Origin of the sequence: Lactococcus cremoris subsp. cremoris KW2, from assembly GCF_000468955.1 — a bacterium.
Taxonomy (GTDB): Bacteria; Bacillota; Bacilli; order Lactobacillales; family Streptococcaceae; genus Lactococcus; species Lactococcus cremoris.
The window spans coordinates 615244-627643 of record NC_022369.1; the positions used below are offsets into that span (position 1 = coordinate 615244).

Annotated in this window: 12 protein-coding genes and 1 other annotated feature; of the genes, 9 read left to right on the forward strand and 3 right to left on the reverse strand. The window is 33.1% G+C overall.

From position 1 onward, the window contains the following. Positions 1-29: 29 nt before the first annotated feature. Positions 30-74 (forward strand) — a sequence feature (sodium ion sensor (DUF1646 type); this cis-regulatory element may regulate processes involved in with the transportation of sodium ions). Positions 75-124: 50 nt separating this feature from the next. From KW2_RS03080 to KW2_RS03100, 5 genes are all read left to right on the forward strand, one after another. Next, positions 125-2881 carry a cation-translocating P-type ATPase gene (locus KW2_RS03080; RefSeq protein WP_021036856.1) on the forward strand — a complete coding sequence of 919 codons (2757 nt, stop codon included), beginning with the start codon at positions 125-127 and terminating at the stop codon, positions 2879-2881. 516 nt (positions 2882-3397) lie between these two features. Beyond that, entirely contained in the window at positions 3398-4426 is a 1029-nt protein-coding gene (locus tag KW2_RS03085) for an acyltransferase (RefSeq protein ID WP_021036857.1), read from the forward strand. A 4-nt stretch (positions 4427-4430) separates the two neighbouring features. After that, positions 4431-5645 carry a glycosyltransferase family 2 protein gene (locus KW2_RS03090; protein ID WP_021036858.1) on the forward strand — a complete coding sequence of 405 codons (1215 nt, stop codon included), beginning with the start codon at positions 4431-4433 and terminating at the stop codon, positions 5643-5645. Position 5646: 1 nt separating this feature from the next. Beyond that, the gene (locus KW2_RS03095) at positions 5647-5907 is read left to right on the forward strand and encodes a hypothetical protein (protein WP_014734952.1); all 261 of its coding nucleotides are present in this window, start codon (positions 5647-5649) and stop codon (positions 5905-5907) included. Between the two features lie 6 nt (positions 5908-5913). Continuing rightward, positions 5914-6798: a polysaccharide deacetylase family protein gene (locus KW2_RS03100; RefSeq protein WP_021036859.1), complete on the forward strand. Its 885-nt coding sequence runs from the start codon at positions 5914-5916 to the stop codon at positions 6796-6798. Between the two features lie 86 nt (positions 6799-6884). Here KW2_RS03100 and brnQ read toward each other — a convergent pair whose 3' ends face one another. The 3 genes from brnQ to KW2_RS03115 form a co-directional block, all read right to left on the reverse strand. After that, on the reverse strand, positions 6885-8234 hold the full coding sequence (brnQ, locus tag KW2_RS03105; RefSeq protein ID WP_021036860.1) for a branched-chain amino acid transport system II carrier protein: 1350 nt from the start codon (positions 8232-8234) through the stop codon (positions 6885-6887). A 215-nt stretch (positions 8235-8449) separates the two neighbouring features. Then, the gene (locus KW2_RS03110) at positions 8450-8722 is read right to left on the reverse strand and encodes a GNAT family N-acetyltransferase (protein ID WP_021036861.1); all 273 of its coding nucleotides are present in this window, start codon (positions 8720-8722) and stop codon (positions 8450-8452) included. Between the two features lie 3 nt (positions 8723-8725). Next, complete coding sequence (locus tag KW2_RS03115) at positions 8726-8995, reverse strand: (4Fe-4S)-binding protein (RefSeq protein ID WP_011675646.1); 270 nt, start codon at positions 8993-8995, stop codon at positions 8726-8728. Between the two features lie 455 nt (positions 8996-9450). Between KW2_RS03115 and KW2_RS03120 the strand changes: the two genes are divergently transcribed. The 4 genes from KW2_RS03120 to rsmA all read left to right on the forward strand — a co-directional run bounded on the left by KW2_RS03120 (position 9451) and on the right by rsmA (position 12344). Next, positions 9451-10224: a TatD family hydrolase gene (locus KW2_RS03120; RefSeq protein WP_041168684.1), complete on the forward strand. Its 774-nt coding sequence runs from the start codon at positions 9451-9453 to the stop codon at positions 10222-10224. Positions 10225-10257: 33 nt separating this feature from the next. Beyond that, positions 10258-10791 (forward strand): AAA family ATPase, encoded by a 534-nt coding sequence (locus KW2_RS03125; protein WP_021036863.1) that lies wholly within the window; start codon positions 10258-10260, stop codon positions 10789-10791. Continuing rightward, a complete protein-coding gene (rnmV, locus tag KW2_RS03130) occupies positions 10769-11329 on the forward strand; it encodes a ribonuclease M5 (protein ID WP_021036864.1) in 561 nt (186 codons plus the stop codon). Before KW2_RS03125 ends, rnmV begins: the two co-directional genes overlap by 23 nt. Positions 11330-11459: 130 nt before the next feature. Beyond that, positions 11460-12344, forward strand: a complete 885-nt coding sequence (gene rsmA / locus KW2_RS03135) for a 16S rRNA (adenine(1518)-N(6)/adenine(1519)-N(6))-dimethyltransferase RsmA (RefSeq protein WP_021036865.1) — start codon at positions 11460-11462, stop codon at positions 12342-12344. Positions 12345-12400 lie beyond the last annotated feature (56 nt).

Consider the following 12400-nt stretch of genomic DNA (forward strand, 5'->3'; position numbering starts at 1 on the left):
TAGAATTAAGTTAATAAAATAAACGACTAGGTTGGGCGCAAGCTTCAAGACATTATCTCCAAGGGTGAGGAGATTGTTTTGAAGTTTGCGTCTTTTTTTGTCGTTTTTAATAGAAAGGGATGTTATGAAATTTTATCAGCAATCCAAAGAAAACATATTGAATAACTATAATGTCAAGATAAGCCAAGGTTTATCGGAAACTCAAGTTATTGCCAATCGTGAAAGATATGGTGAAAATAAACTTCCAGAAGAAAAAGAAGATAGCTATCTAAAAGTCTTTTTGAAAAGTTTTAAGGAACCAATAATTATTGTTTTGATGGGAGCAGTCGCTTTATCATTTTTTAGTTCATTTTATTCATTTCAAATCGTTGGTGATAGAAAACATGGTTTGGAATCATTATATGAAGCAAGTGCCATTGCGATTTTGATTATTATAAATGCATTTTTAGGATTTTGGCAGGAAATTAGCGCCCGTAAAAATTTAAATTCATTAAAAGAAATGAATAATCGTTTTGTTTCTGTACTTAGAAATGGGAACTTAGAAAAAATCGCCTCAAATGAGTTAGTAGTTGGTGATATAGTAAAAGTAACAGTTGGTGACTTTGTAGAGGCAGATGTAAGATGGCTTCAACTCGATGAACTCCAATTAATTGAATCACATTTGACCGGGGAAGCTGATGCAGTAATTAAAACATCAGAGATAATTTCTGAGAAAGTTGAAATAGGTGATCAAAGGAATATGGGCTTTTCTGGTTCAGTTGTTTCAAGTGGACAAGGTACTGGAATCGTTGTTGCAACAGGAGAAAATACCGAGCTAGGGAAAATCTCTCAACTGATGAAAGAAGAAGGCGTAAGACAGTCTCCTTTACAAAAAACAGTTCAAAAATTGACTAAAACATTGATGAAAATATCAGCAGGAATTGTGGTCCTGACCTTTGTGTTTGGTCTCATAAGTTCTGGAGAGTTTTCAATCAATTCGATTACCTCAGTTTTCTCTACCTCTATTGCATTAGCGGTAGCTTCTATTCCGGATGCATTGCCAGTTGTTTTATCTATCGTTTTAACAATTGGGGCGGTTAAAATGTCAAAAAATAAAGGACTGATTAAAACGCTAAGTAGTGTAGAAACCTTGGGGAGTACTTCTTATATTTGTTCAGATAAAACTGGAACATTGACTCAAAATGAGATGACTGTTACAAAATTTTATGCTAATGGTCAATTATACACCGTGGAAGGGTTGGGTTATGATGTTAAAGGAGAAGTCTCTTTAATCTCTCAAGAAAATAAAGAGAAGAACTTTGAGCAATTCATGGAAAGCATTGTATTATGTAATGACTCAAGCCTAAAGGAAGTTGATGGTCAAATTAAGACTTTTGGTAATCCAACAGAAATTGCTCTCACAGTTCTTGGAGCCAAAACGGGTTACAAGAAAGATGATTTGTTAGAGAAGGTGAGAGTGGTACGCACGCTTCCCTTTAGCAGTAGCAGGAAAATGATGAGTGTTATTATCGAGAATGACAGAGGATATTTTCTCTACACTAAAGGGGCTCCTGATGTGTTGATAGAAAGATGTTCGGGTTTTCTAATTAATAATCAGATAGATAAATCCGAAAAAGAAAAAGATAATTTTGTCAAGATAGTTGATACTTATGCTGAAGAAGCACTCAGAACTTTGGCAGTAGCATACAAGAAGATTGATGAAAATGAAGCTCTTAATGGAAATACAGAAGAGTTAGAAAAAGATTTTATTTTGACTGGAGTAGCTGGGATTATTGACCCTCCTCGGGAAGAAGTAAAAGAGTCCATTAGACAACTTCATGAAGCGAATATTAATGTTGTTATGATAACGGGAGATCATGAAAAAACGGCCCGAGCAATTGCTTATGATTTAGGGATTGTTAAATCCAAGGATGCTAAGGTACTAAAAGGAATAGACCTTGAAGAAATGTCAGACCAAGAACTTTATGAAGAAGTTAGAAATATAAATGTTTACGCAAGAGTTTCACCAGAACATAAACAACGCATCGTAAAACAACTTCAAAGTCATAAGCAAGTAGTAGCGATGACGGGAGATGGGGTAAATGATGCTCCAGCGTTAAGAGCTGCTGATATTGGGGTAGCAATGGGAATTACGGGTACGGAAGTAACCAAAGATTCGGCAGACCTCATTTTATTAGATGATAAATTTACAACTATTGAGAAGTCTGTTTATAGTGGTCGGACGATTTATGCTAATATAAAAAATTTCATGCGCCATGAGTTGACCACAAATGTTGCAGAGGTTTTAGCACTGATTTTAGGTTTAGTTTTATTCAGAAAAGCAGTGGGTGATGTAGCCGCAATGACTCCAACGTTGACTGCTTTGATGGTATTGTGGGTGAATATGGTAAGTGATGCTATTCCTTCTTTCTCGTTAGGATATGATGTTGCCGAAACAGATCTTATGAAAGAGAAACCACGGGATTCGAATCAATCCATTCTTGCTAATTATACTTGGTCAAGAGTTTTAATTAGAGGAACAATAATGGGAGGAATGGTATATTTAAGCTTTTTACTAGCAGCTCAAAATGGTTTAAGTGCTAGTGAATCTCAAACGGTTGCTTTTCTAACGTTAGTCTATGGACAATTATGGCACGTATTTGATGCAAGAAGTTCACGGACCTTGTTTAGAAGAAATCCATTTGGGAATTTGAGACTTGTTGGAGCAGTCGTTTTTGCAGGAGTTTCTTCATTTTTGGTGACACTAATTCCTTTCTTTAATAGTGTCATGGGAACTGCTCAACTTACACTTCCTATTTATTTGATGGTTATATTTATTCCGGCTCTACCTACGTTAATCTTATCAGGAGTTAAAGAGATATTTAAAGTTAAAATATGGTAAATAAAGTACTGTCTAAAGAAAGTTCTTCAAAAATAAAAGGAGGGACTTTCTAGAATATCTAAAAACAGCAAGAAAACGTATGTTACACATTACAATTTAATGTGTACAAAAAATATCTATAATTTCAAAAAAGAGTGTTACCTACTTTCTTATTTATAGATGAATAACCAACGAAAGCGATAAAGACTATGTTTTATCGCTTTTTATATTTTTTCGTCATATTAAAAAAAGAACTAAAATTACTGTTTTTTATAAAATAAATGAATTTTTGTAAGCTATATATTACATTATTTCTTTTTGTTATGTTATACTGTATAAAATCAGGGTTAAGAAATAAAACTTTAACATAATTTGCTTTATTAAGAGTTTTCAAACATCAGAATAAGGTTAAAGTGATGTTTTTGAAACTTTAAAGTTCCTAAAGAAATTATTTTGTATTATTATGATAAGCCAATTTTTCAAACAAAAGAAAGGATTTATGGTGGATAATATATTTTCCATTATGGATATGAAAAAATGAAACGTAATTCGTCAATAGATTTAATGAAAAGCAGCGCAATATTTTTTGTTGTCTCTGTTCATTTCTTATTAAATTCAGGATTTTATGATATGACAATTCATTCAACTTTAGGAATAATCTGGATTGGAATGAGAACAATCTTAATCACTTGTGTTCCTTTGTTCTTAGTGGCAACTGGATTTTTAATGAACCGTAAACAACTCAGTGCTCAATATGTACTGGGGATAGTGCCTGTGATTGTTTCATATTTAGGAATTTCTTTGTTGGTATGGGGGACTTTATCGGCAGTTGGAAAGGGGAGTGATTTTTCTACTGCAATTAATGGTATTTTTGATTACTCAACCGATTCTTATTCTTGGTATGTTGAAATGTATTTAGGACTGTATCTCTTTATTCCCTTGTTGAATATTATTTGGAATTATAAAAAAGAGATTAAAAATTATCATTTATATATTGTCTTTATTTCTAGCTTACTGACTTTTCTTCCCTCATTATTGAATAGTTTCGGGAAAGTTATTCCTGATTATTGGCAAATTTGCTATCCTGTTAGTTATTATTTTATTGGTGCTTATCTCTATACTTATCAAGAAGAAATAAAGAAAATTTCTAACATTAAAATTATCTCGCTTTTTACATTAGCACTTGCAACTTTCACTCTGACAGATACATTGTCAAGTTGGAATCGAGAATTCCAATGGTTAGATCATAATGATTATTTCGGATATCAGACGGCAATAATGACTGTATTAATAATAATTATTATATGGAAAATTCCTGTTCCTAAGTGGAGTCAGAGACTATTGAAAAGTCTCTCAACGGCTACTTTAAGTATATATTTAATTTCTGATTTAACTGATCAGTTTGTATATGGCTTTTTTAAACTTGAAATTCCTAATTTAAGTCAACGGGTGATGGCTGGGCCAATGATTATACCAGTCGCTTTTAGCAGCGCAGCTTTGGTAGGAATATTAGTCGGGAAAATATTAGGCCTTCCTTTTAAAAAGAAGGAAAATAGAGGAAGTTAAAATTATGATTATTTCAAAAATGGTAGATATTTATGCTGTTTATTATCCAATTGTTTTATCATTTATTTGGGCAAGTGGTGCTTTCTTATCTCGCTGGAAAGATAAAAGTAGAGCTATGGGATTAAGTGATAGAGAGAAAATTAGTATTGTCATTTCTGCATATAATGAAGAAGAAACGATAGAAGAAGTATTATTATCTTTGAGAAATTTAAATTATCCTGCACTTGAAATTTTCGTTATTGATGATAAGAGCAGTGACCGAACATTACAAAAACTTCATGCGTTCAAAAGGCGTTTCAATAATTGGGAAGCTTTAACAATTTTAGAGCAAAAAGAAAATAAAGGGAAAGCGACGGCCCTAAATGTTGCTTTGAATCAGGTTACGAGTAAATATATGCTTGTTATTGATGCAGATTCTTATCTTTCTGCGGATGCTTTAGATTATTTATTAGCAGAATTAGTTTCTGATTCGCGTAATGGTGCGGTTACAGGTCGTCCAATTGTGCGAAATAGAACCACTTTACTTGGTAAACTACAGACCGTAGAATATTTGAGTGTAATTGATGCAATTAAGCGAGCGCAAAGTCTATTTTTAGGTGCTATTATGACTGTATCTGGCGTTATTGTCATGTATCGTGTTGAAGCTTTGAAAGAAATAGGTGGTTTTGATACTGAGGTAATGACAGAGGACATTGATGTAACTTGGCGATTACACAAGCAAAATTGGAAGGTAAAATATGTTCCCAAAGCCTTGAGCTATATCCTTGTGCCAGAAAATTTAAAATCACTTGTGAAACAACGCCGAAGATGGGCAGTTGGAGGAGTAGAAGTTTTGATTTCAAATTTTTCTTGGGTCTTTAAAAGAGGGGATTTTAAACATCGATTTCTTTTATTTGAAATGATTTGTAGTCATATTTGGAGTTGGTTCTTTCTTATAGAGTCTTACCAATACTTTTTACAGATGCTATTAAATCAAGAATTTAAAGTATCAGGACAGATTATAGTAATTTTTGTTTTGATTTCGTTTGCTGTTTTCTTTTTGGGTTTGAACAACGATAGAGGTGAGAGTAAATTGTCTTTATCTGACAAAATGATTTTACCAGTCTATCTTGTTGCTTATTGGATTTTGAATCTTGTCAGCGCAATCTCGGCTGAAATTGTTGTCTTAAGTAATCGGACTAACAAAGGAAAATGGGAAAGTCCAGATAGGGGAATATAAAATGGAATTAGTTATACGTAAGAAAAAGAAAAAAAGACATTTTTTTGAATTTATGGCTGTCTTCATGTGTTGGGTCTTTATTTTAAGTATTTTTATATTCTTAGCACTTTCTATATTAGGAATCTATAGTGATGGAATTATCTCTATTTTCGTAATCATTGGTTTTCCAATAACAAATTGGGAAGATGTGATTTATTCATTATTTTGTATGCTTTCAATACTTACGATTCCATCTCTGTATATCCTAACAAAGGAGGACTAGAAGCAGATGAAATATAAGAAAAAAAATATTATTTTGCTAGTCATGTTTTTAATCATAGGGTTTTTAGTAATCATGTCTACTCGTGAAACAGAAGAATATGTGAAAGAGAGCAAAAAAGAACAACCTGATTTCGCTTATGAGAGTTTACTTCAGGATAATGATGGAATTATTGTCCTTTGTTATCATCGTGTTCTCAAAGATACACCTATCACAAGCTTTGCTTCAACAATTTCTCAAAATTCGCAGTTACATGAATACAATGTTTTTTTAGAGGATTTTGAAAAACAAATGGAATTTTTGAAAGAAAATCACATATCGGTTTTAACGTCTGAACAACTCATCTCTAAAATTAATAAAAAAGAGGTAATAGGCAAAGCGGTTGTCATTACTTTTGATGATATCGATAAATCTCTGCCAGAAAATGCTTATCCAGTAATGAAAGAGTTTGACTTATCTTTTACCCAATTTATTATTACCGGAAAAGTTGGTCAAACGATTGATGGTTCACAAATGTCTTCGTGGAAAGAAATAAAGGAGATGGATGAAAATCCTTTGGTGATATCTGGTTTGCACACAAACGACTTACATTATCAGGAAAATCTTGAACCAGTTTTATCGACAAATATTTCGAAAAAAGTAGTCCAAAAAGATTATTTAAAAAGTCAAAAAACTTTTCAAGAAGAATTAAATAAAAAGGGGAATGTTTTTGCTTATCCTTATGGGGCTCAAAATAAAGATTTAGAAAATTATATGCTCAAAGACGGAATCAGTGGAATATTTACGCTTTCCCCAGGAGTGGTTACTAATGAAACTAAGTATAGTAATATCCCTAGACTGATTGTTACGAAGGAAAATTGGAAAACGATTGAGCATTGGCTTGTAAAGAAATGAAAGATACATCACTAAATATAAAATAACTTCTTAGAAGTGCGGTCTTTAAAAATAAATAAAAGAGCTCCTAAAGATTAGAAGCTCTTTTATTTATTTGTGATTCTTTTTAAAAAGTGGACTAAACAACCGATTATAAATCCAAGGACTGCTGGGAGAATCCAGCCCATTCCAAGAGAGAAGAAGGGGAGAGAGTCTTTGGTAAAATTGAGAATGGCCGCGATAGGCTTAAGTGATTTTAGAGGAGTTGGAAGTGCATTGAGTCCGTCGGCGATAGCAGCCAAAAGTGTGAAGGCGGTGGTTATTTGATAGACAAGTTTAGAATGTTGAAAAACTGGACCTAATAAGGCTAAAAGGATAAGTGTGATTGCTAATGGATATAAAAACATAAGCACTGGAACAGAAAGTTCTATGATTTTTGTTAAACCGATATTTGCAAAAATACAAGGGAGGATACTAACGATCATTAAGTAAAAGCGATATTCTCTTTTTGGAAATAATTCTACGAAGGTTTCAGAGAAGGCAGACATCAACCCAACAGCAGTTTTTAAACAGGCAATGATAACAATCAAAGCCAAGATAATCATTCCAAAAGTTCCAAGATAGTAATTGGAAATTTGGGCAAGGGCAATTCCACCATTTTCACTTATCGCAAATTTTCCTACGCTCATGGCTCCTAAGTAAGAGAGGCAAGTATAAATTATAGCCATAAGTCCTACGCTAATCAAACCGGCTTTAATGGTTTCCTTAGCAATAATTTTGGGATTTTTAACTCCCCGCTGACGAATCGTTGTGATAATAATAATTCCGAAAGCTAAGGCTGCTAATGCGTCAAGTGTATTGTAGCCCTGAGTAAAACCATTCATAAAAGCAGAACTTTGATAAAGTTTACCAACCTCTGCTTGGTGAACGGATCCAAGAGGGTGACTAAAAGCGATGATTAAGATTAATCCTAACAAGACTAGAAAGAGTGGATTTAAAAATTTGCCAATATAATCCAATAGTTTTGTGGGTTTTCTAGATAAAAACCAAGCAGTGCCAAAGAATAGGATACTAAAGAGTGCTAAAAGTGGGGTTTGAAGTTTGTTAGATAAAAATGGAGAAATTCCAATTTCGAACGAAGTTGTTGCTAGACGTGGCAGTGCAAAAAAGGGACCAATGACCAAATAAAGTAAAATCGTAAAGATATAGGCATAAATACGATTGACTCGGGTAGCTAACTCAAAGACGCCATTACTTTGTGATATTCCTAATGCAATAATTCCTAAAAATGGAAATCCAACTGCTGTAACTAAAAAACCAAAATTGGCTTGAGAGATAGCAGCACCTGCTTCTTGACCCATATGGATAGGGAAAATTAAATTTCCAGCACCGAAAAAAAGTCCAAATAACATTGATCCAATAAAAAGATAGTCTTTACCAGCTAGTTTCTCCTTCATAAGCTCTCCCTAATAATTTCATTTTTATTTTGTGAATAAAATAATAAGTCATTATAGCAAAATAATTGTGAACTTACAACACAATTTAAGGATTTTTAATCAAAAATTAGTCTAAAAATAACAAAAAATTTAGAAAAATGGATAGAACTTTTACATAGAAGTAGTAAAAAAAAGACCTTGTTAGAGGCCTTAAGATTCATATTTCATCAATACTTTTATTTTAAAATATCAGCAAGTTCTTCTTTATGTTTTCTAAAATACTCGGCTGCATAGGGGCAAGTTGCACCCAATTTAATATTTTCATGTCGAGCTTTTTCAATTCCGGCAAGAACTAATTTTTTTGCCAAGCCTTGGCCTCGATAATCAAGTGCTACGCCTGTATGAGTGATAATTATTGAATTTTTCATATTCATATAATTCATTTCTCCGATGACTTCCCCATTATCTGAAAGTAGTTCGAATAAATTTTGCTTTTCGATAATTTCCATTTATTATTTCTCCTTGATTAGATATTTTAGGGCACCAGAAGGGCATCTATTGATTACTGTTTGATTAGAAGGGGTATCGCCATTATCTGGAATAATCCAAGGCTTACGTCCAACCTCAAATACTAGCGGATTACCTCGGACACACTCACCTGCATGTTCACAAATTGTTGCATTATAATAAATATCCATGTTTTCACCATGATATTTACGATAATCATTTTTAAGTAGCTCTTCTTCAGTTGCAACGTCGTCAAATAACTTTGAATTGTCCATTTTACTCCTCCTGTTTACAATTGTAAATCTTTAGATGACATTTGTCAAGCAGCTGCTAGGGAGTGTAATTTATGGAAATTAAGAAAGAGATTTTAAGGATATAAGCAATAAAATTTTACTGACAGTGGTTTATAATTTAATTTGATAAAGTTAAAGGTTGCTGACAAGTTTTTTAGAGAATGAAATAAGAAAGCAATTTGAAAAAGTAATGAAAGAGCCTTACAGATATGATATAATATAAATGCCTATGGCTTCTTTTATTTTAAAAATGAGAAGAAGAATGATTTGATTTAAAAATTTACTGACAGAAGATATTTTCTTGTGAAAAGGAATAGGTCAGAACGAGTGCAATTTAAAAATAAGAAAAGTGAAATTGAGAAAATAGAAGATTTTGTAATTTTAACGAATTAATTATTGATTTTTAAATAGTACATACAAGGATAGATAATAAAATGATAGAGATTTTTGATACACATACGCATCTTAATACTATTGAATTTGAAGGACGTGTTAAAGAAGAAATAAGTAAAGCTCAATCCTTTGGCGTCACAAAAATAAACAATGTTGGAAGTAATTATCAGTTAAACGATGCTGCGCTTTTATTGGCTGATAAATTTGAATCAGCTTATGCAACAATTGGTTGGCATCCTGATGATGCTGCTGAATTTGATACTGCTGCTGAGGAATATTTACTGACAAAAGGAAGAAGCAAAAAAGTAATTGCTGTTGGTGAAATTGGTTTGGACTATCATTGGATGGTCTCTCCTAAAGAGGTTCAGGAACGAGTTTTTAGAAGACAAATTCAAATCTCAAAAGAATTAGGAATTCCTTTTCAAGTTCATACGCGGGATGCTCTTTCTGATACTTATGAAATTATTAAATCAGAAGGTGTCGGGACTGCTGGTGCGATTATGCATTCATTCTCAGGAACAGCTGAAGAAGCACTCAAGTTTGTTGAACTTGGCATGAATATTTCATTCTCAGGTGTGGTAACTTTCAAAAAAGCGTTGGATGTTCAAGAAGCGGCTCGTTTACTTCCGTTGGATAAGATTTTAGTTGAAACCGATGCTCCTTATTTGACACCAACTCCTTATCGGGGCAAAGAAAACACACCAGGATATACGAAGTATGTTGTTGAAAAAATAGCTGATTTACGCGGTATTTCAATGGAAGAAGTTGCTGAGGCAACAAACGAAAATGCTTTGAAAATTTTTGACCTGAAAAAGTAGAGTAATTACTTAGTTTTGCTAGGAGCTATTTTTATGAAAATTATTATTATCGGTAGTTCAGGTAGCGGAAAATCGACTTTAGCAAGAGAAATAGCAAAAAAGACGGATTATCCTGTCTTACACTTGGATAAAGTATTCCATAAATATCCAAGTGATCTTGGTAGAATAAAACTGCGTGAAGCCACAAGAGATTTCATTTCTCAAAATGAAAATGGAATTATTGACGGTAATTATGGTTCAAGTTTATCTGAACGACTCCCTTATATAGACGAGATTGTTTGGTTAAAAACTTCAAGATTTAAGACTGTCTTTCGAGTCATAAAACGTTCAATTCTTGTGCGATTATTTCATAAAAATCGATCAGATATGGCTGAAGAGTTCAGAGAAAAATGGGATAAAGACTATCTGGAGTTTTTAAACTTTGTTTGGACTTTTCCAGAAAAAGAATTTCCTCAAATTGAGCAAAAAATAAGTGAATTTGCTGTTTGGGACAAAGTTATTATCCTTAAAAATCGGAAAGATAAAGAGAAGTATTTAATAAAATATGATAGTAAAACCAAAAATTAATGAAGTGATTGTGGTGGAAGGGCGAGATGATACGGCAAATCTTAAACGTTATTTTGACTGCGATACCTATGAAACAGGGGGATCTTCTATTGATGACAGAGATTTAGAACGTTTGAAAGTACTTGAAGAAAAACGGGGGATTATTGTATTTACTGACCCAGATTTTCAAGGAGAACGGATTCGAAAAATTATCATGCAAGCAATCCCGCAAGCAGGTCATGCATTTCTAAATCGTGATGAAGCAAAACCCAAAGGAAAAGGGTCACTTGGTGTTGAACATGCAAATTTTGCGGCACTCAATCAAGCTTTGTCAGAGGTTTTTGGTGAAAAATCATCACTGACAGATTCGTCAGCAGATTTGACCCAAACTGATTTAATGAGATTTGGTTTAATTATGGCTGCTGACAGTAGAAAGCGTCGAGAATTTCTATGTGAACAATTAAGGATTGGCTATGCTAATGGCAAACAAATTAAGAAACGACTTAATATGTTTAAAATTACAATAGAACAGATTGAAAAAGTAATGAAAAATTACTGATGAAAATAACTATTTAAAGAAACAAAATACGATTATTAAGGCTGAACCTTAAATTAGTCAATTATAGATTACTTTCATTTCTAGACAGATTTGTCAGTAAAAAATTAGATATAAATAAAAGAAAGAAAAAATGACAGAAAATAATATAGACCGCATCTCCAATATCATTCGTACTCAAGACATTCTACGTCGCCATGATTTTAATTTTAAGAAAAAATTTGGTCAAAATTTCCTGACCGACCATAATATTTTGACCAAAATTACGGAGACGGCTGACTTGTCCAAAGAAGTGAATGTCATCGAAATTGGACCCGGAATTGGTTCATTAACACAGTATCTTTTAGAAGAAGCCGCTGAGGTTATGGCTTTTGAAATTGACAAATCTTTGATTCCAATTTTAGAAGAAACGATGGCGCCTTACGATAATTTTACTTTGGTATCGGCAGATATTTTGAAAGTTGATTTGCTTTCTGAAATTCAAAAATTTAAAAATCCAAATTTACCAATTAAAGTGGTTGCGAATTTGCCCTACTACATCACTACTCCGATTTTGATGCATTTGATTGAAAGCAAAATTCCTTTTTCTGAATTCGTTGTGATGATGCAAAAAGAAGTGGCAGACCGAATTGCTGCAAGACCTAAAACCAAGGCTTACGGCTCATTATCAATCGCCGTTCAATATTATATGGAAGCAAGTGTCGCCTTTATCGTCCCACGAACAGTCTTTATTCCTGCCCCAAATGTCGATTCGGCTATTTTGAAAATGGTTCGACGTGAAGAACCTTTAGTTGAAGTAGAAGATGAAGAATGGTTCTTTAAAACGATGCACAGCAGCTTTGTTCACCGTCGTAAAACCTTGATGAATAACATGCAAGCAGCATTTGGAAAAGAAAGTAAACCAGAAATAGAAAAATTATTGGCACAAGCAGAAATCTCGCCAACAATACGTGGAGAAGCTTTGTCCATTGAGGAATTCGCTAAATTGGCTGATGCGCTTTTACCTCTTAAAAAGTAAATAAAAATTAAAAGAAAACGTTAACTCATGTTAGCGTTTTTGTGTTATCATGGAAG

Excerpts from the sequence above, each read along its gene's own strand:
- KW2_RS03080 (WP_021036856.1), top strand. The coding sequence starts at position 125 with ATGAAATTTTATCAGCAATCCAAAGAAAACATATTGAATAACTATAAT.
- KW2_RS03085 (WP_021036857.1), top strand. The coding sequence starts at position 3,398 with ATGAAACGTAATTCGTCAATAGATTTAATGAAAAGCAGCGCAATATTT.
- KW2_RS03090 (WP_021036858.1), top strand. The coding sequence starts at position 4,431 with ATGATTATTTCAAAAATGGTAGATATTTATGCTGTTTATTATCCAATT.
- KW2_RS03095 (WP_014734952.1), top strand. The coding sequence starts at position 5,647 with ATGGAATTAGTTATACGTAAGAAAAAGAAAAAAAGACATTTTTTTGAA.
- KW2_RS03100 (WP_021036859.1), top strand. The coding sequence starts at position 5,914 with ATGAAATATAAGAAAAAAAATATTATTTTGCTAGTCATGTTTTTAATC.
- brnQ (WP_021036860.1), bottom strand. The coding sequence starts at position 8,234 with ATGAAGGAGAAACTAGCTGGTAAAGACTATCTTTTTATTGGATCAATG.
- KW2_RS03110 (WP_021036861.1), bottom strand. The coding sequence starts at position 8,722 with ATGGAAATTATCGAAAAGCAAAATTTATTCGAACTACTTTCAGATAAT.
- KW2_RS03115 (WP_011675646.1), bottom strand. The coding sequence starts at position 8,995 with ATGGACAATTCAAAGTTATTTGACGACGTTGCAACTGAAGAAGAGCTA.
- KW2_RS03125 (WP_021036863.1), top strand. The coding sequence starts at position 10,258 with ATGAAAATTATTATTATCGGTAGTTCAGGTAGCGGAAAATCGACTTTA.
- rnmV (WP_021036864.1), top strand. The coding sequence starts at position 10,769 with ATGATAGTAAAACCAAAAATTAATGAAGTGATTGTGGTGGAAGGGCGA.
- rsmA (WP_021036865.1), top strand. The coding sequence starts at position 11,460 with ATGACAGAAAATAATATAGACCGCATCTCCAATATCATTCGTACTCAA.